The organism is Aerosakkonema funiforme FACHB-1375, from assembly GCF_014696265.1.
GTDB lineage: Bacteria > Cyanobacteriota > Cyanobacteriia > Cyanobacteriales > Aerosakkonemataceae > Aerosakkonema > Aerosakkonema funiforme_A.
The window spans coordinates 16527-40849 of record NZ_JACJPW010000062.1 but is presented as its reverse complement, the minus strand read 5'-3'; the positions used below and the strand labels follow the sequence as shown (position 1 = coordinate 40849).

Below are 24323 nucleotides of genomic sequence, written 5' to 3'. Positions count from 1 at the left end.
TTGAAACCAGCAATACTGATCTTTCCGTTAAGATTCCAACTTTAGGTGTAAATTTTGACTTTTATTGGGCATCCTGAACATAGGCATAAAGATCGATCGCACCGGAGAGCGTCTATGCAATCACAGTACAGTGAATATCAATCCTTAGAGGGTAGCGAAGCAATTTTGGAAATCGTGCCAGATTCTGCCGATATTGACCAATCAACAGGACAAACAGCCAACGAGATCGAGCCAGTTTGCTTTCACGGCTTCTTTGAAGATTATATGGAAATGTATGCCGACGCTCAAACCGTTGCCAACTATTTAGATGCTCACCAAGGATGGTTTCGCCGTTGCGCCCACCCTATGCAAGCCGAACTGATAGGTAAAAATGGCTATGCTTTGACGATCGGGCGTTTTGGTTCGTTTGGTTATGTGGTCGAACCCAAAATTGGTTTGGAGTTGCTACCGGCAGAAGAAGGAATATACCGCATCCGCACGATCGCCGTACCAAATTATGTGCCTCCCGGTTATGATGTAGACTTTAACGCTACGCAATGGTTAGTAGAAACTACGGCAAGTGAATTGGATCGAAATTTGGAAGCTGTCGTGGGCGACCATAGAGTAACGAAGGTAGAGTGGCAACTAGACCTAAAAGTTACCGTTCAGTTTCCTCGGTTTATTTACCGCTTGCCGATGTCTTTGATTCAAAGTACGGGCGATCGGCTATTAGCTCAAATTGTCCGCCAAGTCAACCGGCGCTTGACTTACAAAGTGCAGCAAGACTTTCATACAAGCTTGAATTTGCCCATGCCAGGAAAGACGAGAAAGCGGGCAGCTTAGCAGTATGGTTTATGGAATGGGAAAAGGGAAGAAATTTTCATTCTTCCCTGTTAACATTTACCGATCGCCCATTAGCAAAAGATTACATTTTGCTAATAATCCTTTGTACAATCTCCATACCTGTTACGGCTTGCCAGCCAAAAAGTCCCACAAGAACAACATTCAAGAAAATGTGGGTGTAGCGAGCGAAATCATTTCCTTTCTGCATCAAGGGAGAAAGAGCGGCAGAAGTCGCAATTAAAGCTGTCATGGTCAATCCTACCAGTAGGTGAGGGCTGACAAACAGCTTGCCATTGTTAATGTAGGTAACGCCCATAGCGAAAACTGTGGCAACAACCATCAATGCCAAAAGGAGAGAACCGATTTGGTAGTGCCGGATGTTATACCTACCCTTAATTAACTCTTTCTTGGTTTCCCCTTCTGCAAATCTCGTGCGTTGGACTTGAATGCCCAGGTACATAGCATATAGGGATATGACTAAAAGTACCCACATGACAACGGGATGGATAAACTGACTCCAAACTTTAACGGACGCGGGGATTTCCAAGCTCATAATGGCGGATTGCTTAAGGAACTTTATAAAAGTTAGCATAAACTCCGTAATGACTCTTTGCAAAGTTACGGCTACCTCCCAGGTATGGTACCCAATCGGCAAAAATCTGCTATAAATCTAAGACTTGGAGCTAGTTTGTCAGCATTTGCCAACAAAGGAGGCGCTTTCATCACTACCGCTAATAGCTCTAGCAGGCGATCCCAGCAACTGCAAGCTTGACAGTTAAAAGAACGGATCGTCGGCTTCTTCACAGCCCTTATCCTGTGCAAACTTTGGTAAGAATCCCTAGATTTGCCCTAAATTTGTCCTACATTTGTATGATTATTCTGCATAAACTGAATGCAACCAGCAACACCGTCTTCTCAAGAGCCTAATTTAACGCTAAGTTGACATTGCTGGGGATGTGACGAGGCGCAGGCATGACTTCCACATTAGATAAAGATGTCTTATTAAGACGGGCAGCTCAAAACGGCGAAATCGATCGAGTACAAGTACTACTGGCTGAAGGTGCCAATATCAACGCCACAGACAAAGACGGTACCACTGCTTTGATGTTTGCCGCCCGCAATGGCTACACAGATGTTGTGCGACTGCTGTTAGAAGCAGGTGCAAACATTAACCTGCCTAGAAGATTGTACAAGCTAACAGCTTTAATGTTGGCAGCTGCCAGTAACCAAGTTGATGTCATTCCAACTTTGCTGGCAAGCGGCGCAGACGTAGATGCCAAAAATATCGACGGTAGCACCGCCTTAATGGTAGCGGCCTTGAAAGGTCATGCCCAGGTGGTACGGATATTGCTCGATGCGGGTGCCCAAGTCAACATTAAAGATAAAGATGAAGATACTGCTTTAACCATAGCCGCCGAACACGGTCACACAGAGGTCGTGCAAGCATTGCTGTCGGCTGGTGCGGAGGTAAATGTAACCAGTGGCGGAGAAACAGCTCTGACTCTAGCGGCAGGTCTAAATTACCCTGAAGCGGTCAAGGTGTTGTTAGCTGGCGGGGCAGATGCAAATGCCAAAACCCAAGAGGGCAGAACCGCGCTGATGTTAGCAGCCGAGTCCGGTTATAAATCGATCGTCGAGCAGTTGTTGGCTGCATCTACTTCCGGCTTGTGGGATAACTTAAAAATATTGCCGCCGCACAAGCAAACTATTATTGACCTTAATGCTAAAGACAAAGAGGGCGAGACCGCTTTAACGCTGGCAGCCGATCAGGGACACACTGCGATCGTACAAGCATTGCTCAACGCCGGTGCAGATGTAAATGCCAAAAATTTAGATGGATGGACAGCTCTAATGGCAGCCGCAGCAGGCGGTTATACTGCTATTGTCACTACTTTGCTGGACAAAGGTGCTGATGTTAACGCTAAAGATACGGATGGCGAAACTGCTTTACACCTGGCTGTAGTAGAAGGTTATGCTGAAGTAGTGCAACTTCTGCTCGATCGAGGAGCTGACGTTGGCGTGAGAAACGAACTTGGCGACACAGCTCTACACTTAGCAGCTTTACAAAATTACAGCGATATTGTAATATCTCTGCTAGAAAAGGGAGCCAATCCCAACGCCAAAAACCTCGGCGAGACGCCTTTAACTATGGCGGTAGGTCGTAGAAACACTGCTACAGTGAGAGAACTTCTCAATAGCGGTGGCGATCCCAACGTTCCAGATGATGATGGAAAAACTGCTTTGATAAAGGCATCTGAGCAAAACGATCTCTCCCTGATGCGGCTTTTAATTTCAGCGGGTGCTGATGTCAACGTTCAAGATCGTCTTGGTGCTACTGCGACAATCTGGGCGGCATCGCGGGGTTATGTGGAAGCTGTAAAACTTTTGCTGGACTCCGGTGCGGATGCGAGCATCAAAAATAAGGGTGGTTACACGGCTTTAACGATCGCTGAATTAAATGGCCACCGCAGTATTGTGAAATTGCTCAAAGAAGTTGGCGTACAGGAGTAGTTATTGAAGATGAAAAATATTTACTTTCTTTCTGCGAGAAGATTATCAATAATTCTTTTTGCGGTTTGCTCTTCTTCAGCCTCATAGATTATCCGATCGGAAAAAGTAGTATGCGATCGCGAGTTAAGTTATTATCGCTGACCGTTTGGATCACGGTTTCGCTCTTGATAATTGGCGCAACGCTGGTTGTGCTGGGAATTTTCAATGCAGCACTGAGATGGGATATTTTCAGCCCACAAGTTGAAGCTGTTTTATACGGAATCTTCGGTGCCAGCGTTGCTCTCAGTGCGTTTGGTGTCGCCATTACTTTCGTGTTGGGCATTCAAGAAATAGTCAAAGCAGTGGCATCGCTTCGACCTAGCCAAGAAAGAGATGCTTCTGGTGCGATCGCACCAGAAGCCCGTCGGCGCACCTACGCGGCATATATGGCGGGTCTGGTAGCTGTTCTTTCTGCTCTAATCGGCTTTCTTTCCTTAATTAATTATCAAATTCAAGTTCATCGCAATAAAGTATTTAAACGTATTGCATCCGAACAAATTCAAAGCCTCAACAGTAAATTTGTGCAGCAGATTGCACCCTTGAAAAATCCTCCCAGAAATAAAGTACCGATAACCCTTGACGACTTAGTTCAAAATGTTAATAAATTATCCTTTGTTGAGCGCCTCACACTTTATGTGCCCGATCCAAATGATAATTCGGTCATCTGGAGCTATACATCTTGGGGAAATTATGATAATAAAAATGGTTTCGCACGTTTAATTGTTTCCAAAGACTTTGAAAAAGCGATCGCACAAGCCTTAAAAGGCGATTCTAAATTGCTAAATACGCTCAATAATCGCACAGACTTTAAATGGTACTACGTTGTCAGAAACCAACAAGGTAAACCTCTTGGGGTACTCAGAATAGATGGCAATCAAAGAGAGAACTTTAGGGAATACTCATTAGGCAGTCGATCGTAAATATTTTGACTCTTCCTTACTTGTAGTGGAAAACCCTGGTTTTGGAGAGCCTAAACTGGGAAAAAGAGCATAAGAGATCGGAAATTAGTGCAACTTTTTAACAGCAGCCGGCAGTCCCAACGCCCTTTAAAACATCGTATTGTCGTTGGCAGCAGTTTCGGGAATTGGCTGCATGACATCCCAATGTTCGGCAATTTTGCCATTTTCTATGCGGTAAATATCTGCTACAGCTGCACCACGGTCTGCGGGATTGAACTTGAGATGTACGTGTAGGAATACGTAGTCTCCCTCCGCCATGACACGCTTAACTTCCATCGTCAGTTCGGGATTTGCCTTTAAGAACTCTGTGGCGAATTCTATCAGCCCTTGACGACCGGTAACTACACCTGGATTGTGCTGCTTGTAGTCCTCCGTTAAGAACTGTTCGGCTACGGCAAAGTTTTTTTTGTTGAAAAACTCATCAAGGAACTTTACAGAAATAGCTTTATTGCGACGCTGCACAAGTCCAGGTAAGTTGGAGAATTCCGTGGGAGTTAGGTAAAGGCTTTCGATTTTCTCGACAAGAGCGCCGTTTGCTTCCGTCTCAGCAAAAATTGATTGCCATTCAGCATCGTTCTTGAACGCAGCCCAATTTTTCTCAGCCGCTTGCTTGCTTTCGTGCATCAGCAGGTAGATTAATTTTGTGTCCTTTTCTTCACCTTCCGGCGTCAGGTAGAGGACATTCGTCATACCGTGCTTTTCCAGCAGTCGGATTGCGTGTTCGCGGAATCGTTTTAGCAAAGCTGCCATCTTGCCAGGTAAAACCGTGTATGTTCGCAATTCGTAAATCATTTCTGTTGATGTATCGGTTGCAGAAATTGGTTGACCCGTCACATCGCTTAATACCATCTGTACATCTCCATATTTTAAGAAAGATATTCGATCGTGACAGGACTACTTTACCTGTGGAATAATCCCCAGTTCAACTGTACTCGATCGCGGACAAACGGCGATTGATGAAGATCGGGCCTTCGACGAATACGGACTGATAAGTTCATTAAAACTTTATATTAACGGTCAATATTTAAAGATTATTTAAAGGCCGATCGTAACTAAGCATATTCACGGCTGTATTTGTTTTTTATACAAGCTATATAACGCATAAATATGCTGATGATGCCCCAATAGTATCGGTGTGTGGATGTCTGACAGCAGCTACACCAGCTGATGAGACTCCTTTTGGTGGCCCTTTTCAGCTGAGTGAAAAAGAATCGGTCGATCGCTTTGTGCGATCGCCCTTCAAGCTATAGGAGCCAGCAAATGTCCACTTTCGATATCGGTTCGATCGACAACCAGTACACAGGTACAGACGCTCTTAGCATAGCGTACCCCGATGATACCTACAGCTTCAAACTTACTGACCCCAGCAGCTTAAAGCTATCCCTCACCGGAATGAGCGACTCAGTTGACTGGCAACTTAAGAACAGTTTAGGTAAAATTTTGTACAGCGGTTCGGTTAACGCCACGAATCCAGAAGGTATTAATCTATATAATTTGGTGGCTGGTGACTATTCTCTACAATTGTCCCAAGTGAGTGGCGATACTAACTACACCCTGAATATCGACCCCCTGACTGGCTTGGACGTGGAATCGGGTTATTTTACTGTCGGGGAAGCAGGAAAAGTAGAAGTAGATTACTTAATTGATGGGGGCTGGTATCAAGGTGAATTAGCTATTTTCAGTTTAACTGGAATGGAGTTATTCGAGCCGGGAAAAGAAGCATTTATTAAAGAAGCTTCGCGGCGGTCTTTAAGCAATTCAACTGAAGGCTATGTAGCCATTGCCGATCGCACAGAAGGAGCAAAATTTAGTCCGACTTTTCCTTGGGGAGATAACTATAACGCGGGAGAATATAAAAATATCAAAACTTTTTATATGAAGCCTGGGGATAAATTTGGCTTTATGCTTGTCCCCAACGGTACTGTGCAGGAAGTGTTTGATAATCCCAAGATTGGCGGTGCAAAACTTCCTTTATTTTCCCTCGCTACTGCGAATCCTCTGGATGCTTTCCAAGTCGGTCAAATTGCGGATGTGACTGGTGATAGCAAAATATTTGTGATGGAGGATAAGCGGATTGATACTGGCTCGGATAAAGATTATAATGATGTGGTTTTTCGGGTAACTGGTGCTAAGGGAGTTACTGTTAAACTGGATGATGTAATTGCTCCCGATAAGGATTGGCGCGATACAGAAGTTGGAGAAAATTTAAAGGATTATATCAATACTCCACCGCAGTTTTTGCAGTTTAATACGAATGCGGTTTATCAATCCGGTGAGAGTATTAATTTGATTGATGCTAAGGTTTTTGATGAAAATGGAGACTTGGATAAAGTAGAGTTGTTCTGGTTAAAAGATGGTAATGAAATCAAACATGATATTATCAGTCAATTCACGGTGAATGAGAACTGGGCGACATTCAAGTATTCTTGGAAACCTACCACACCTGGGAATTATCAAATCAAGGCGATCGCCTACGACAAATATGGCTACAATCACCCACAAGAAAGTCATCAAAGCGACGAATTTATTAAAAATATTCGGGTAAATTCACCACCCGAACAACTGCAATTCAGGATTGACAGGAATCTCTATAACGCTGGCGAACAGATTAGCATTACGGATGCTAAAGTATATGAAGCTGATGGTTTTGGCGACTTAAGTAAAGTACAGTTTTGGCTAAAAAAAGATAATGGTGAATGGTTACCAAGTAATCCGATCGCTAATTTTAGTGATTTGCAACAAAACTGGGGTGGATTTAATTACGATTTGCCTAAAGAGGTTGGTAATTATCAGTTGAAAGCAGTTGCTTACGATAAAACAAATGCTGTTAGCAATGAGGTTATTCAAAGTTTTTCTGTCCAGAAAACACCAGAGCCAGATGTGCCACAACCTGTAATTAACACACCACCTGATTCTCTGCAATTTAACTTACAGGCTGCTTATAACTATGGCGACACTATAAACTTGACAGATGGTAAAGTTTATGATGCTAATGGTTGGGCAGATATCAGAAATGTACATATTACCGTTAGAAAGGATGACGGCCAACCCACGGATTATTATGTGACAAACTTCCAGCAAGGTGAGGATAATAACTGGGGAATATTTAACTATAGTTGGAATGGATTAACGGCAGGAAACTATTATTTGGAAGCAAGTGCAAGCGATGGAGTTAATTCCAGTAATATCGTCTCGAAATCTTTTAGCATTATTACACCACCAGATGTATTACCTCCAGTGCCGATTAACAGAGCGCCGGAATCTTTAGAATTCAGTATTTTACCTCTCTATACAAATACTGAAAAAATCAGTTTCAGTTGGGGAAAAGTTTCCGATCCGGATGGCGCTAACGATATAGATAACGTATATTTTTGGTTGGGAACGCTGGATGGTAAAGGTTTTGGCGTTGGTGATGTTAGACATGGAGAAAATCCAAATTTTACATACGATCGCCCAGACAGAGCTAGGTTTGATTTCAGTGTAGATTTACAATCGAAAAACTTAGCTCCAGGTCGCTATCAATTGTGGGCGATCGCGCAAGACAAAGCCGGAAATTACAGTACCCCAAATAGCCAAAACTTTTCCATTATTACAGAGCCGGGTGAAAGCGAATTATCGGATGAACAAAGATTAGCAATAGCAAATGCGGCTAACTTGGAAAATTACGATCCGGAAGCATTAGCCAAAACGCGACAATGGGTAGTTTGGGTAACTCCAGATAAATACTTGCCGAATTTAGCCGAACAATGGGGAATTGTCGATAAAGGTGCGACGGAATATATCCCGAACACTTACATCTGGGAATTTCCTGAGAATATTACCCCGGATGTTGCTGTTAATCTTTTGAACTCGCATTCACAGGAGGGAGTGGAATTTTTCTATCCGCTTGTTCCTACTCAATTAACACCGCAATTTATACCCAATGATGTATTGTTCCCCGATCAGTGGCACTTGCGAAATATCGGTCAAACTGGAGGTACTGTTGGTGCTGATGCGAATGTCACACCCGCCTGGGATATTCCCGTTCCGGGAAACCCCTCCCAAACAGTACGGGGAAGAGGGGTTGTTATCGGTATAGTGGATGATGGTGTGCAATATACCCACCCAGAATTGCAAGCTAATTATCGATCGGATTTGAGCCGAGATTTTAACGAAACGGTAGGCCCAAATGGTATCTATTCCTATAGAGAACAACCGAATTTCAATTACGATTTCGATGCCGCACCTACCTACAAGACTACTATTATCAAGCAATTTAAGCAGCGAATTAAGGATGGTCGCGGTGACAGCGACTACTTTTTCGATGCTCCTTTAACTGGGGTTTTAACGGATTTAAATGTTGGTTTTAATATCGCACATCCGCAGGTCAGCGAGTTAGATGCTTGGCTGCGTAGTCCAGACAATCCTGTATTCGATCCTCTTGTCACGACGGGAGGCACTCGCAATAAGAGACTTCCTGGAGGGGGAGAGGATGGGGATATACCCCCGATCGAGCTTTTCAGGAATGTGGGCGGTAATGGTGCTAATTTCTTGAATACGATATTAGATGACGAGGCAAATAAATCCATCCAAGATGTCACGGCAGATGCACCTTTTAGTGGCAGTTTTTATCCCAAGGATAAACTTGCCAATTTTGATAGGCTGTATGCAGGTGGTAACTGGAATTTAAGAATTGCAGACAATAAGTTTAACGGAATTGGCGGTCAATTTAATAATTGGGGGATGCAGTTAGATACTTACAATCCGCACGGTACATCTGTGGCCGGGATAGCAGCAGCTAGTGGTAACAATCGCATGGGTGTGACTGGTGTATCTCCCGATGCAGGTTTAGCGGGATTGCGGCTAATTGCTGATGAGGTGACAGATAAACAAATAGCCGATGCTCTGTCTTACAAGAATCAGAATATCGATATTTACAATAACAGTTGGAAAGAAGAAGAGGCGCTAAGTGCTTCACCGCAGAGTTTGGCAGCGATAAAGACAGGAGTTACCGAGGGAAGACAAAACAAATTGGGTAATATTTATGTGTTTGCGGGTGGCAATAATAGGTGGGATGGCGGTAATGTGAATTACAATGGGTTTGCCAATTCTAGGTATGTTATACCAGTAGCCGCGATCGATCACAATGGCGAGTATACTTGGTACAGCGAAGAAGGAGCGCCGCTGTTAGTTTCGGCTTATTCCAGTTCCGTCAATAAATCTGATAATCAGCCTGCTGGTGTTACCACAACCGATATGTTGGGAAACCAAGGTTTCGATCCCTCTGATTACACCAGTCGTTTTAGCGGTACTTCTTCCGCAGCGCCTTTAGTATCGGGTGTAGTTGCTTTGATGTTGGAGGCTAATCCTAATCTAAGTTGGCGCGATGTGCAGCATATTCTGGTGAATACTGCTAAGAAAAATGACCCGAATAATGAAGATTGGAAACAAAATGGTGCAGGACGTTGGGTTAACCACAATTATGGTTTTGGCGCTATTGATGCGGCGGCGGCGGTGAGTGCTGCTACTAACTGGAAGCCTGTTGACCAAGAGGTCAGAATTAGTTCCAGTATTGTCAAAAATGTACTCGATACTATTCTTGATGACAACAATCAAGGATTGTTTTCAAAGATTAATATTGATAGCGATATCACTGTTGAAAAAGTCGAGGTACAATTCAATACTAAACCTCTTACCAGCGGCTCTGCAAAGTGGCAATACTGGGGCGATTTGCGAGTGGTGCTAACTTCTCCAGACGGTACAGAGTCGATTTTGGCAGAACCGCACAAACTCGCCAATGACCCGGATTCATATAATATTGATGCAAAAACAAATGTGTTTACGTGGAACTTTACTTCTGCGCGTCACTGGGGTGAGTCGTCTAAGGGAGAATGGAAGTTACAGGTTTACGATTTGGAAGACAACGAGATTCAGGGGTATTGGAATTCCTGGAAATTGAATATTTACGGAACTCAACCCACTGTCACAATTTCTGCTAAAGATTCCAATGCCATAGAAGATGGCAATGCCGGACAATTTGTTGTCACCCGTACAGGTAATACAGATAAACCATTAACTGTGAATTATTCTATTGCAGGAAATGCTATTAATGGCATAGATTACAAAACTCTTAGCGGTAGCATAACAATTCCGGTTGGTGCAACAATGGCGACAATTCCAATTATTCCGCTTGCTGATGCTGAGGTGGAAGGAAATGAGACAGTAGAGGTCAGTTTAATTGATAATGCTGCCTATAATTTAGGTACTGATAAGATCGGAACGGTAACTATTGAAAACAGGACTGACACTTCTCAATATGACCCATTTGTTTATACCAATCCTGCCAATGGTCATTTATATATTTTGAGTCAGCCTGATACTTGGTTAGGCGCTCAAGAACAGGCGAAGACATTAGGGGGAAACCTGGTTACAGTTAATAATGCTGCTGAAAATAATTGGTTAGTTAATACCTTTGGTAAAAAACCTTTTTGGATTGGATTGACAGATAGTTCTATATATGGAACAACTGAAGGTAGTTTCAAATGGGTAAGTGGAGAACCTGTAACTTATACTAACTGGGATGGAGCCAATCCTGATAACTTTCAGTTTACTCCTGAAGGAGAAGACTTTGTTCATATCAATCAAGGAGTTGGTGGAACATGGAACGATCTAAAACATGACTATTTCGTTACTCAAGGTATTATCGAAATTGACCCCGCGACTCTCACTAAACCTATAGTTACAATTCGAGCTACCGATGCTAAAGCTGGAGAAGATGGTAATGCAGGGCAACTCATTGTTACTCGCATCGGCAATACAACAGATCCGCTAACAGTAAATTATTCAGTTTTCGGTAATGCAATTAATGGCACAGACTACAGGAATTTGACGGGTAATATTACTATTTCTGCTGGTGCATCAGTTGCATCAATTCCGATTATTCCAATTGCTGACAACCAGGTAGAGGGTGATGAAACTATTGCGGTGAAACTTTTGGGGAATGCTGCTTACAATGTTGCTCCATCTGAAACAGCAACAGCGACGATCGCTAATAGCAATACTTCACCTATCAACCCTATCATCTATACTAATTCTGCTACTGGGAATAAATATTTCCTAAGTACAGCCGATACTTGGTTAGGCGCACAAGAACAGGCAAAAGCAGCAGGTGGCAACCTAGTTACAATTAATGATGCAGCGGAGAATAATTGGTTATTTAACACCTTTGGCGGAAGTTCTAAATGGATGGGTTTAACAGATAGCCCCATTTACAATGCAAAGGAAGGCAATTATAAGTGGGTGAGTGGAGAACCAGTTAACTATATCAATTGGCGTCCTCTGCAACCAGATAACACTCTCCATACACCTGAAGGTGAAGATTTTAGTGAATTTCTTGCAACTAGACTGTGGAATGATATGCCGAATGACCAAAATTGGATTCGCCAAGGTATTGTAGAAATTCCGGCTCAAATACCTACAAATAACTGGACTGCCAAATTTATCAATCGCACTTCTGCAAATATAGCCGATCGCACCACCTACGATTTCAGCAATCCAGCAGCTATCCTAGATTTGGGCGACCAACATCAAGGAAGTAGTGATGGAAGCTTACGTCTATATCAAAATTGGGGGGATGGAAGTCCTACAAACAGTGTCCAAACTGATAACTTTGCAATGGAAGCTTGGACTCGTGCTAATTTTGAAGCTGGTAAACTTTACAAGATTACCACTGATTCTGATGATGGAACTTGGTTCAGACTTAAAAATGTTCAAACTGGGCAATGGACTGGCGATAGCGTAGTATTAGGTGGTGATGGAGCAGACTGGCGCGATCGTAGCACTGCTATGCCTCCCAGAACAATCTTTTTCAAAGTTCCCGAATCTGGAGAATATGATTTCTATGTCCAATACTACGAAAGAGCTATCGGTGCAGTAGTTGATATCAAAGTAGAAGAAGCTAAAGTATTCCAAGATTCAGTTAATGAATCCCAACGCTGGGAATCGACAGTCTTTTGGTGGGATAGAAAGTTAGGAAATGTACCTCCTGAAGATTTCTATAACAGCCAAAACAATATAATTGGTGTAGTCGATCAAGGATCTAATACTCGCAGCGATGGCAAAAAAGGAATCAAATTTAGTGACGTTGACTACGAATCTCTAAATAACGATGTACGTTTGCCTGATAACAACTATGCGATTCAAAGCTACACTCAAACCAATTTAGAAGCAGGCGTGAAATATCGAGCAAAAGTAACTGCTGATGACGGATTCCAGTTACTTGCCAAGAATGCAAATACTAATCAATTGGTTTATATCACACCTAAAGATCAATGGCAGCAAGCTTATGGAGGTACAACAGTTGATTTTGAAGTATCTCAAGATGGTTTGTATGATATGTACTTCAATTACTATGAAGAACGTGGGGATGCGGCCTTAGATTTGTCTTGGGAAATTATTCCATTTAATGGAAGATTACTAGCAACTACGACGACGAATATTCGCTCCGGCCCTGGCACCAGTTATTCTCTAGTTGGTACGATTCCGTATGATGGAACATCCAAAACCGTAACTTTTGACAAATGGACGATAGGAGAATGGGTAGATTATACGGCAGAGTTAGGAACAAAAAGTAATGAATGGTATCGCATAAAAGGCACAAACCAGTGGATTTCGGCAGCAATTGTGGGTCAAAAACAATATGTAGATATTTAGTTGTTAGCCAGGGGTTCAAACCCCTGGCTAACAGCGAAAGTCCATTTTAATGGACTGAAAATTTACAGGATTTTGTTTAGGGCAAGAAACCCGGTTTTTCTGAAAAACCGGGTTTCTTCAAGTGTTCAAAACCATCTCTTCTTTTAGTTACGCGATACAATTAATAAATACGATCGCACTTAAAAAGTCGGCTTATGATCCAGCAACTCGCAACTCCCACCGAAACCGAGATCGTCTACCCCGAAAACGACGGTAATCCCATATCAGACAACACGAAACAATTTAAATGGATTGTTTTTTTTAAAGAAAATTTAGAAATCCTTTTTGCCAACGATCCCAACGTATTTGTCGCTGGCGACTTACTTTGGTATCCCGTCGAAAAAGATAACAAAACTCGTCAAGCACCTGATGCAATGGTAGTCGTTGGTAGACCAAAAGGCGAGCGCGGTTCCTACCAACAGTGGAACGAAGATAACATCCCTCCCCAAGTTGTGTTTGAGATTCTTTCGCCGGGAAACACACTTAAAGAAATGGCAAAAAAACTTCAGTTTTATAACCGTTATGGTGTGGAAGAATATTATATTTACAATCCAGACACGGTAGACTTGACGGGATGGTTGCGATCGGATTTAGGATTGGAAGTAATCGATCCGATCGAAGGGTGGGTGAGTCCCAGACTGGGGATCAGGTTTGAAATCGCAGAAGAACTCCAGATTTTTGCACCTAATGGCGATCGATTTATGACTTCTGTAGAATTGGCTCAACTGAGAGAGCAAGAACGCCAACGTGCTGAACAAGCGGAAGCGCGAGCGGAAATGCTAGCGGCGCGACTGAGAGAATTGGGAATCGATCCTGATGCTTAAAAATTGTACGTAATTTGAATTATTTGCGATCGCCTTCGTCAGTAAAGCTTGTGATAAGAGTAAGGAGATTTCGTTATGACGGTAACGCTAGACAAGACAAAAGACCAACGGCTAGTTCATTTTGGTATGAGTTGGCAACAGTTCAAATTACTTCAGGAAAGCTTTGCCGATTCACCAGGCATTCGATTAGCTTATTACAAAGGAGAAATTGAAATCTTGACACTTTCCCCTGACCACGAATCAATCAGCCGTATGATTACAGGGTTGCTCATTGTGTATTTTTTGAACAAAAATATTGAATTCAACCCATTAGGCAGCTTTACGCAAGAAAAGGAAGAGGAAGTTTCCGCGCAAGCAGACGAATCATTTGCTATTGGTAGCTCAACCGCGACTAAACCTGACTTGGTTGTAGAAGTAATCTTTACCAGTGGTAGCGATCGCAAATTAAAACGCTACCAAGTTTTAGGTGTCCCTGAAGTTTGGTTTTGGGAAGATGGTTTATTTAGGCTCTACCGTTTGCGGGAATCTGGATACGATCGGATCGAGCGATCGGCAATTTTGCCAGATTTGGATATTGACCTGCTGGCTCGTTGTGTGATGATGGCTTCTAAACTGGAGGCTCTGAAAGCGTTTCAACAGGCAATTGCTCAAGCTTAGTCAATTGTATCAGAAACCGGGTTTTTCTCAAAAATCTGGTTTCTCTGTACCACACTCACCAGACCAGAAACCCGGTTTCTTGAAGAAACCGGGTTTCTCTGTAACTCAAAGGCTGTAAAATAAAAACGTCTTTTCGTGCGATCGCGTCAATGAAACAGGGTGCTTACCAATTTTGGCTTGCTAGCAGTATTGCCTTCTGCTATTTGACTACAACCTGTCCAACATTGGCACAAATAGTTCCAGATGCCACACTTCCCCATAATTCTATTGTTATTCCGGACGGCAATATCAACCGCATTGAAGGCGGAACGCAAGTAGGTAATAACCTTTTCCACAGCTTTCGCGAGTTTTCTGTTCCTACCGAAAGTACAGCTTTTTTCAATAACGCTGTAACGATTCAAAATATATTCAGTCGTGTGACTGGTAGTTTTGAATCGAATATTGATGGTTTAATTCAAGCTAATGGCACTGCTAACTTATTTTTAATTAACCCGAACGGAATTATTTTTGGCCGCAACGCTTCACTTAATATTGGCGGTTCATTTTTAGCGACTACAGCTAATAGTATAATTTTTAAAGATGGCACTGAGTTCAGCGCCACCAATCCCCAAGCTCCACCTTTACTAACAATAAATGTACCCATTGGCTTGCAATTTGGAGCAACAACAGGTGAATTTGGAGAAACAACAGGCGGGACGCCTGTATCCACAAGAGGTGGGATTAGGGTTGAAGGTGGGGGTCATAATCTCACAAGAGATGAAAACGAAGCAGTTATTAGTACTAATAGACCCGATGGCCTGAAGGTGAAGCCTGGAAATACCTTGGCACTTGTAGGCGGAGATCTTTCTCTGGAAGGCGGTAATCTGACAGTAACTGGGGGTATAATTGAGGTTTGGTCTGTAGTCAGCGGTCAGTTGTTAGTTGTTAGTAATAACGGAAAACTAAATATTGAAAATGGAGAAAATAATATAGATTATGGGAATATTCAATTATCAAATGCAGCTTCTGTATATGTTAGTGGCAACGGTGGTGAAATTTATCTGTCAGGACGGCGAGTATTGCTAAGGGATGGTTCGGCAATTTTAGCTATTAGCAGGGAAATGGAACAGGCAGGTGTTTTGGCTGTAAAAGCTTCCGATTCTGTAGAAGCGATCGGCAACACAATTACAGCTGATAATAAGTTGTTTCGCAGCGGTTTGTTGAGTCAGGTTTTTGATGAGGGGAAAGCCGCTGATTTGATCGTAGAAACCGGGCGATTGATTGTTAATGGGGGAGATGTAGCCGCTTTTACTTTTGGCTCCAGAGATGCGGGGAATGTTACTGTCCGCGCCTCGGATTTTGTGGAACTCATCGGTAGTGAAACGGAAGATAACTCGATTACCGGATTGTCTTCTCAAGTCAAGCCAGGAGCCACGGGGAATGGGGGAAATTTGCTCGTTGAAACCCAACGTTTAATTGTTCGAGAAGGAGCGCAGGTATCAACTATAACTTTGGGCGATGGTCGAGGGGGAAATATTATCATTCGCGCTGACCAGTCGGTGGAACTTATTAGCTCAGCTGACGATCTATTTGCTAGCGGCGTGCTTACTCAGTCTGAACCTGGAAGTACTGGAAATAGCGGTAATTTGACAATTATTACTGGAGAGTTGAAACTTTTGGATGGAGCAGAAATATCAGCTTCTACTTCTGGATCTGGAAATGCCGGAGATTTGTTTATTCGTGCTTCGGACTTAGTGCAATTGAGCGGAAGTAGCGGTGGTTATAGCAGTGGGATATTTGCACAAGCAAATGATGAAGCAACCGGAAATGCTGGCAATTTGACCATTGAAACTAGACAGTTGAGCGTGCGGGATGGCGGACAAATATCAACTTCTACTGAGGATATAGGACGAGGAGGAAATTTGACAGTTCGTGGGGTCGGAAATACAGAAGCCGATTTAGTGGAATTGAGCGGAATCTCACCAGAACCTCAAGGGGAAAAAGGAATATTTACACCTAGCAGTTTATTGGCTACAACTAATGGAACAATGGAAAAAGCTGGAAATGGCGGAAACTTAATAATTAATGCGAGGCGGTTAATTGTTCAAGATGGCGCACAGGTAGCAGCTTCTACTTTGGGTACAGGTGCAGGGGGAAGTGTGACGGTTAACGCTTCTGAATCTGTGGAATTAATCGGAATAAAAATATCCCCCAATAATGATACTTTTCAGAGTAGTTTGTTGGCTCGGACTCGCTCTCCTGGAACTGGTGCAGCAGGTAATATTGAGGTAAATTCACCTTTGATTTTTCTTGCCGATCGAGCATTGATTACGACTGATACTAGAAGTGGTGATTTCGGCAATATAGAATTAACCTCAAACAACATTCAACTGCGCCAAAATAGCAGCATTACCACTAACACCGATACTTCTACAGGTGGCAATATCACCATCAATACCGACACTATAGCAGCTTTAGAAAATAGCGATATTACTGCTAATGCTGCACGCGGTTTTGGCGGTCGAGTTACAGTGAATACGCAAGGAATATTTGGCACTGCATACCGGGAAAACCTTTCAGAAATAACAAGTGATATTACAGCCACTTCTGAACTTGGCCCTCAATTCAATGGTGTGGTGGAAATTAACACGCCGGATGTTGACCCCACGCAAGGATTACTTGAACTTCCACAAGATTTTGCGCCTTCGCAAGTTACACAAAATCTTTGTTCTTTAGTTGGGGAAAAGTTGGAATTTATTTATGTCGGACGGGGTGGTCTACCGCCAAATCCCAGAGAAGCGCTTAATCTAGGTGTGGAGATCGATCGCAGCAGTTCAGATTCTGCAACTCAGCAAATTGTAGAAGCTCAAGGGTGGATTGTTGGTGAGAATGGCGAGATTATTCTCACAGATAAATTGCCTGCTATGGCTTACGGTTCTTTATATTCAGTCGCTTGTCGTGCAGGTGTGTGATGAAGTTGGGAAAATTTATACACAAAAATATTCAAATGATTTTGCTTGTTTTGGTGACAGTATTGTTGTGTATTGTCGCGGAGCCTATTTTTGGCAAAGTACCCTATATCAATCAATTAAACCATCGAGAAAAGATTAGTCGCAATTCGATCGAAACAGCCAGAGATTCGCAAGCAGACGGTTTTTATCGCCGCGCTTGCACTTCCTTGTTGCAAGCTTTGGGACGTTCCAATATCGGATGTAAAAATTTAATTCGCGATGGAATGTCCGAGCGGGTGAAAGAATTTTTCCCTATTTTACCAGCTACTCCACACAGGGCGATCGCATTGAGGAATTTGGGAGATGTTCTGCGAATGGTAGGCGCTCTCAAAACTTCGCAGAAGGTGTTGGAGCAAAGTTTGGAAATCGCTAATTATTTGTCGCTTAATGAAGAAATCGGTGCGTCTCATTTTAGTTTGGGCAATACTAAACGCGCTCTGGGAAAAAGAGCGCAAAATTTTCAGGAAAAACAAAAGAGTGAAAATTACTATAAAGAAGCTTTACAACATTACGCTCTGGCGATTGCTAAATCTAGTTCGGATTCGCTCGATCTGCGAGCGAAACTGAATGAGTTCAGCCTTTCGATTGAAAATTATCCTGGCTCTAATCTGGATGAACTGTGGCAGGAAATTAAGGAGCAAGTTGAAAAATTACCTGCTAATTTGGAGGCTGTTTACGCTCGGATATATTTGGCTGAGAGTTTAACTTGCCTAAAATTGCAAAAAATGGGGAAAGAAGAGCGATCGAATCTTTCGTTTCCGCTACCTCCGCTCGCCAATCTGTGCATGAAAGAAAAAGAAACAAACACATTACTAAGTCAGCCCCCTGAATGGGAATATATCGGAAAGTTATTGACAATCGCGGCGCAACAAGCTGAAAGATTAAAAGATGCGCGATCGCAATCTTATGCGCTAGTAAATTTAGGAGAAATTTACGAAATTAACCAGCAATTATCTGATGCTAAAGAAATTGCTGAAAAAGCGCTGGTTATTGTTAAATCTCACCTATTAAACGAGATTGCCTATCGCTTGGAATGGCAATTGGGAAGGCTCAGTCTCAAGATGCAAAACGATCCAAAGCGTGCGATTGTAGCTTATAGTGGAGCGGTTGATTATCTGAAATTTTTACGCAAAGATTTAGCTGCACTCAATCCCGATCTTCAGTTCAACTTTCGAGATGAAGTAGAACCAATTTATCGACAGTTAGTTGAGCTACTCTTAGAACCTGAAGCCGATCGAAATGAACTGAGTCAAGCCAATTTAGTTCTGGCTCGTCAAGCGATCGAAGATTTACAATTAGCAGAATTAGATAATTTTTTAAGAGATGCCTGTGCTGATGCTAAGCCAGAACAAATAGACAAAATTCTCGATCGAGATGATGTGACAGCCGCAGCCATTTATCCGATTATTTTACCAAATAAATTGGCAGTTATTCTGAAGCTGCCACAAGAAGAATTGCATTACTACTCGGTTTCTATACATAGCAGTGAAGTGAAAAAAGTTCTCAAAGAACTGCTTGCAGAACTCAAAAAGTATTATCCCTCAAGCCAAGTTAAGGAATTATCCGCACAAGTTTATGACTGGTTAATCCGACCCGCTGAATTAGAGTTGAAAAAAAGTGGAGTCAAAACTTTAGTATTTGTCCTAGATGGGGAATTGCGAAATATTCCAATGGCGGCTCTTTATGACAGAAAGCAATATTTAATTGAGAATTACGCTATAGCCTTAGCACCCGGTTTGCAACTATTAAAAAGTCAACCTACAGCACGGAAAAAATTAAAGGTTTTGGGTGCTGGAGTGAGCGCTGAACAACTAATTGATGGGCAAAAATTTCTCCCACTACCCAACGTAAAAACTGAATTAGAAGAAGTCAAAAAAAACATACCGACTGAAATTCTGCTCGATCGAGATTTTACGAATATAAATTTGCAGTTGCAGCTCAATTCAAAGCCATTTTCTGTAGTTCATATCGCGACTCACGGTGAATTCAGTTCAAATCCAGAAAGAACTTATATTGTTGCTTGGGGTAAACGCCTTGAAGTCACTGATTTAGACAATTTGCTTCAAACTAGAAACCAAAGGGAATCTCAAAATATCGAATTACTAATTCTTTCTGCTTGCGAGACTGCTAAGGGCGATACAAGAGCTACTTTAGGACTGGCTGGCGTCGCCGTGAGAGCAGGCGCACGCAGTACCATCGCTTCTTTATGGCGAGCAGAAGATAATTATACTGCCGATCTAGTTGTGCAATTTTACAAACAATTAATTGCCAATCCAAATACACCGAAAACTGAAGCGCTCCGTCAAGCTCAATTACAGCTTATAAAAGATAGACCAAGCATTACTCCATACCAATGGGCTCCTTATATTTTAGTAGGAAATTGGCAATAGTCATTAGTCAATTGTCAGATGTGAAAAGTTAGTAGTTATTTCCAATGACCAATAGACATATCCTGCAAAATAATCTCAAAGGGCAGGCAGGATGCCTACCCCACAATAATTTTTGGAGATGTCTAATGACTAATAGCTACTTAATCAAGGGAACAGCAAGGAACGATCGGTTGAGCAGAAATATTACTGAAATTCAGCGACTCCATCAATTTATCCCATTCAGCTTTAAGTTCTGGATCGCTTGAATTGGTGCGGCGACGTTCGGCAAGTTCCACCAGAGGACGATACCAGTTAACGTTTTCTGTGGAAGTGGATGCAATTCGCTGCACAGTTCCATGCAAAGAAATGCGATCTTCTTCATTTTGCGAATCGCAGTTAATAGATAAATACCAGCGGTAATTTTTGTCAATTTCAAACGTTTGAGATGGGAAACGCAAACTGATAAATCCTGGCGTTCCAGATAATTTGATGCTCTTTGGTGAAATAACATACCGATCCTGTTCGTCCAAAATTACAAAACTGAAAGAATCAACATCATTAGGTGAATAGGGAATGTAAAACCAAAAAGTCGGAGATGCAAGCGTAGTTTTCAAAACTTTAGGTATGAAGGCGATCGGGCGAGTGTTTGCATTGGGACATTTGGATTCGCCAGGACGGGTTGCTCCGCCTGACTGCGGACTTCCTGACGTACCCGTTTGTGGCGCAGGCGGCGGTGTTGAAGCGATGAGATTGGCGATCGCGAAATCTGCGGATATCACAGTTGCCAAAGTAATTGTAAAGGCAAGTTTTATTCCCTGGATAAACATTTTCATTCTCCTTGTTGAGTTGGCAATGTAATGCTAAATACTATTCCTATTCCAGATACCAGTAAAGCCAACGCTGAGGGAACAAGCGGTAGCCAAAAGCCTTGGATAAACAATTCAAAATAAAGCCCATATAAAATAGCGATCGCAATACTAATTGCTAGCCAAAAACGTAGCGGTGACGAATGCAAAAACCAAACGATTCCTGCACCTACCAACGACCAAATCCCAATCAAAATTGCATCTACCCACAACGGTAACCACTGCAACAAAGGGCGCTTATCCTCCACAGCACTTAAAATTTCGCTAATCGCGTGTGCGTGAACGTATAGCCCGCGCATTATGCCGTAAGGTGTGTTGTGAGGGTCTTTTACGCTCTCAGCAGTAACGCCAATTAGAACAATTTTATCTTTTACCCAACTCGGCTCGAAGCGATCGTTTAAAATATCTTTTACCGTTACTGGCTGGGCAATTTTGCGAGAAGCGCGATAATTCAGCAGCATTTTGTTACTCAGTCCATCTAATTTTTGATACCCGCCACTTCTTTTTCCTAAACTTTTAAAAACAATTTTACCAAACTGCCAGTTTTTTTCGGTTGTTGTAACTGGAATTTTTTTGGCATCCAGGTATCGATACGCCAATTGCAAGCCAAAGGAATAGTTTGTCTTGCAAGGCTCAAAATCAGAAATAATATTTGGCGTGCGAGATAAAAAATAAGTCCGAACGATATTATCTTCGTCCAGCGGTAAATTACTAAAACCAACTTGTCCAATAGGGATTTTAGGTGGGGGTTTAACACTTTCTGTATCCACTTTATATTTATATTTACACACAGCAATCAAGCGTTTGTTTTGCTCAAAATGAGCTATCATGGCTGGATAACCTGGTTGTACTGGTAAATCGCGATAGATATCTAAACCTATGGCGATCGGTTGATGTTGTTGAAGTTTGTCTATTAGTTTGGCAAGTATTTCATCAGGGATAGGATGTTTGTATTTCCTGATATCTTCTTCATCTGCACCAACTATTAACAGGCGAGGATCTGCCTGTTCGGACGATCGCATTCGCATCATTCCATCATACGCTTGCAACTCCCATGATTGCAACCATCCGATCGATCGCACTCCCATCACCAAGCTAGTTACTACAAAACTCGCCATCAAAATAGTTGACAATTTCGGTTTTGACCGCCGATTCAATGGGATAATAGGTGTTTCTTTAAGTTTAGTTTTATCCCGCAATTTTTCCCAAGTCAACTGCATTTGCGCGGGATTGTCAACAATTGCCGGCAACCAACTAGCACCGGGAAATTCAGTTTCGATTCCCTGCAATCTTTCTCGCGCTTCTCGCACTGCTAAATAAAACGACTGACCTTCAGCAAATTCTCTCAAAAAATGCTTCAAAAATTCCTGCGCTACCTTATCGGGAACTGGTTCCCGCATCACAATGATTTGGGGAATATGCAAATCGTCTAATTGCTGCGCCAATCCCAACCCATCGCAGGAATTGAAAATTGCCAGTTGCAATCCCCTTTCTATCGCTTTACTGACAGAATTTCTTAACTGATTAATCGTTAAACTATCGGCACGATTTATATATATATGACCAGTTTCACCATCTGTTTGCGTCGAACTATGTCCCGCAAAAAAAAGAATATCCCATCCCTGTTTATCCCAAAGTTTTTCGTCCAATTCCCGGCGTTGCGGTTCTACTAAAAAGACTGTTTGAGCGTTTGGTAATTTTTCCAATAATTTTTTATCTGCTTCCACATCAATGCCAGTGCGATCGCCCAAAATAGCCAAGATTCTGACTTGCTTAGCGCTATTTTTGGCCGAATTTGCAGGCCCAAATTCCAACGCGCTCAAACCTACTTCTGCGTGGCGATAATCCCTAAAAAACCGCCACAGATGCCAAGGAATTTTCCGCAATTGGTTGTCTTCAGTTTGAATAATGACGCGAATGCGATCTTCAGGTGCTAATTGCTTTCGCAGTTGACGATCGATATGGCGAAATTCCTCAGAATCCAACCAACTATCAATTTTGTTTTGGAATTTCTGACATACCTCGTTGAACTCCGCATCAGAAACGTGAGTAACATCAACTTCATCTAGTTTGATGTCTTCATCGGCGCTGGGAAATTGCCGCAAACTCACATTGATAGAACGCGCTTCGTAAAGCAATTCATAAAGCAATTGCCAACGGCGGTAAATGTCGAGAATATCGGCGCTAGCTGGTAAACTACCTGTAAATTGTCTCCAATTAGAATTGCCCTCCTCCTGTAGCTGAACGGTCACAAAAGGAAACCCTTCGAGCAAATTACCGTTCCCCAGGTTTAATATCACTAATTTACTCATAATTATCGTTTCCAAAAGCTTCGATCGCAAAATCTTCTGTAATAGACATTTCCTCCATCGCCACTTGGATTTTAAAACCTTTTCCCATCGGACAAGTAAACCGTTTCAATTGAATGAAATTATCTTGAAGGCGCGATTGCAATTCGTGGATAACTTGACCCGATTGAGAGAGCAATATTAATTTGATATTTGGCGGTAGATAAATTTGTCCCCTAGCGGGATGCAATTGCACCCGAATCCCGACTTTTTCCCCCGACTCCGGTGTCAAACCAATTAATAGCGCCACTGATTGATTTCCCAGTTGCATTCCCAAATCGATCAGCTTGATTCCCTCGACAGACACCTTTGTTTCTTCTCTTTTGCGATCGCGTTTTCTAAACCCAAAAGCTAAATTACTCGACTCTGTATTTATAAGTGTATCGAGAGACTGCCAACCCGCCTCAAAAATTCCTTGAAACCATTTACCCAAATTTTTTACTGGCGCTGCACTAGCTACCTCAACCAAACGTCCCATGCGTCGATCGTATAACTTTTGTCGCCATTCATCATTATCCAATAATGCTGCCCACTTTTCAAACGGTACATCCACTCGCAAGCGGGGAGAATAAAGAGATGGGTCACCCAAAATTTCTAACAATCTTGTTGCTTCTGCATGGGATAAACTTGGCAACTGGGGGACTTGTTGCTGCACGTTCAATCCGAATGTTACTTGCATCACGTTGAGGCTGGCTGTTAAATATTTGATTGGCAAATTATAGGTGCGATCGCTCTCATTATATCTGCCATTATTCCGCAACTGACGATGAGTCGTAAAACCCCATACTTTGAGGAAGCATTCATCCTCATCTCCATCCAAAACTACCGATACCGCCAGATAATAGTCAGCCACCCAATTAGGAATATCCACCCATTCCTGCGGTACGCACAACTTTTCCACTTCAGCATCATCGTTGGGAATTAACACCAGCCGATTTTGACCTAATTGAATTGCCGAACCGTTGACAATTTCCCAAATATTTGCTAGCCTTTTAAAGCTAGGCCATACTGATATTTCACATTCAGATTCTTCTGCAAACCAATTCAGGAAATTTTTTAAACAAACGTAATTCAGATAGGCATTATGACGTGCGATCGCATTCGATTGTTTTTGAGATTGTTGCCATGCTTCTTGTAAGTCTTCAGGGCCAATATCTAAAAACAGAAAATCAGAATTAGCTGTTTCTCTTTGATTTAAACTAAACATT

At 42.4% G+C, this 24323-nt stretch carries 13 protein-coding genes; 8 read left to right on the top strand and 5 right to left on the bottom strand.

Annotated features, from left to right (window positions below; all coding sequences use genetic code 11):
• Nucleotides 1-114: 114 nt before the first annotated feature.
• Nucleotides 115-822, top strand: coding sequence for a DUF1997 domain-containing protein (locus H6G03_RS22240; protein ID WP_190468616.1), 708 nt, complete (start codon nucleotides 115-117; stop codon nucleotides 820-822).
• An 82-nt stretch (nucleotides 823-904) separates the two neighbouring features.
• Here H6G03_RS22240 and H6G03_RS22235 read toward each other — a convergent pair whose 3' ends face one another.
• On the bottom strand, nucleotides 905-1375 hold the full coding sequence (locus tag H6G03_RS22235; RefSeq protein WP_190468613.1) for a DUF4079 domain-containing protein: 471 nt from the start codon (nucleotides 1373-1375) through the stop codon (nucleotides 905-907).
• A 419-nt stretch (nucleotides 1376-1794) separates the two neighbouring features.
• Here H6G03_RS22235 and H6G03_RS22230 point away from each other — a divergent pair, with 419 nt between their 5' ends.
• Together H6G03_RS22230 and H6G03_RS22225 are read left to right on the top strand one after the other, a co-directional pair.
• Nucleotides 1795-3333, top strand: a complete 1539-nt coding sequence (locus tag H6G03_RS22230) for an ankyrin repeat domain-containing protein (RefSeq protein ID WP_190468610.1) — start codon at nucleotides 1795-1797, stop codon at nucleotides 3331-3333.
• Nucleotides 3334-3443: 110 nt separating this feature from the next.
• Nucleotides 3444-4292, top strand: coding sequence for a hypothetical protein (locus tag H6G03_RS22225; RefSeq protein WP_190468608.1), 849 nt, complete (start codon nucleotides 3444-3446; stop codon nucleotides 4290-4292).
• Between the two features lie 126 nt (nucleotides 4293-4418).
• On the opposite strand, the gene H6G03_RS22220 is transcribed toward H6G03_RS22225, so the two are convergent.
• Nucleotides 4419-5180 carry an ester cyclase gene (locus H6G03_RS22220; protein ID WP_190468604.1) on the bottom strand — a complete coding sequence of 254 codons (762 nt, stop codon included), beginning with the start codon at nucleotides 5178-5180 and terminating at the stop codon, nucleotides 4419-4421.
• A 411-nt stretch (nucleotides 5181-5591) separates the two neighbouring features.
• Here H6G03_RS22220 and H6G03_RS22215 point away from each other — a divergent pair, with 411 nt between their 5' ends.
• The 5 genes from H6G03_RS22215 (at nucleotide 5592) to H6G03_RS22195 (ending at nucleotide 19922) form a co-directional block, all read left to right on the top strand.
• Nucleotides 5592-13022: a S8 family serine peptidase gene (locus H6G03_RS22215; RefSeq protein WP_190468600.1), complete on the top strand. Its 7431-nt coding sequence runs from the start codon at nucleotides 5592-5594 to the stop codon at nucleotides 13020-13022.
• 194 nt (nucleotides 13023-13216) lie between these two features.
• Nucleotides 13217-13885 (top strand): Uma2 family endonuclease, encoded by a 669-nt coding sequence (locus H6G03_RS22210; RefSeq protein ID WP_190468597.1) that lies wholly within the window; start codon nucleotides 13217-13219, stop codon nucleotides 13883-13885.
• A 75-nt stretch (nucleotides 13886-13960) separates the two neighbouring features.
• On the top strand, nucleotides 13961-14542 hold the full coding sequence (locus H6G03_RS22205) for a Uma2 family endonuclease (protein ID WP_190468593.1): 582 nt from the start codon (nucleotides 13961-13963) through the stop codon (nucleotides 14540-14542).
• Nucleotides 14543-14691: 149 nt separating this feature from the next.
• Complete coding sequence (locus H6G03_RS22200) at nucleotides 14692-17493, top strand: two-partner secretion domain-containing protein (protein WP_190468590.1); 2802 nt, start codon at nucleotides 14692-14694, stop codon at nucleotides 17491-17493.
• A 35-nt stretch (nucleotides 17494-17528) separates the two neighbouring features.
• The gene (locus H6G03_RS22195; RefSeq protein WP_190468589.1) at nucleotides 17529-19922 is read left to right on the top strand and encodes a CHAT domain-containing protein; all 2394 of its coding nucleotides are present in this window, start codon (nucleotides 17529-17531) and stop codon (nucleotides 19920-19922) included.
• 140 nt (nucleotides 19923-20062) lie between these two features.
• Here the strand turns inward: H6G03_RS22195 and H6G03_RS22190 are convergent, their stop codons facing one another.
• Genes H6G03_RS22190 through H6G03_RS22180 form a run of 3 tightly spaced genes read right to left on the bottom strand, consistent with a single transcriptional unit; the run spans nucleotide 20063 to nucleotide 24322 of the window.
• Nucleotides 20063-20728, bottom strand: a complete 666-nt coding sequence (locus H6G03_RS22190) for a DUF928 domain-containing protein (RefSeq protein ID WP_190468586.1) — start codon at nucleotides 20726-20728, stop codon at nucleotides 20063-20065.
• Nucleotides 20729-20730: 2 nt separating this feature from the next.
• Complete coding sequence (locus H6G03_RS22185; RefSeq protein WP_190468583.1) at nucleotides 20731-23079, bottom strand: CHASE2 domain-containing protein; 2349 nt, start codon at nucleotides 23077-23079, stop codon at nucleotides 20731-20733.
• Nucleotides 23072-24322 carry a DUF1822 family protein gene (locus H6G03_RS22180; protein ID WP_190468580.1) on the bottom strand — a complete coding sequence of 417 codons (1251 nt, stop codon included), beginning with the start codon at nucleotides 24320-24322 and terminating at the stop codon, nucleotides 23072-23074. Before H6G03_RS22180 ends, H6G03_RS22185 begins: the two co-directional genes overlap by 8 nt.
• Between the last annotated feature and the right edge of the window lies 1 nt (nucleotide 24323).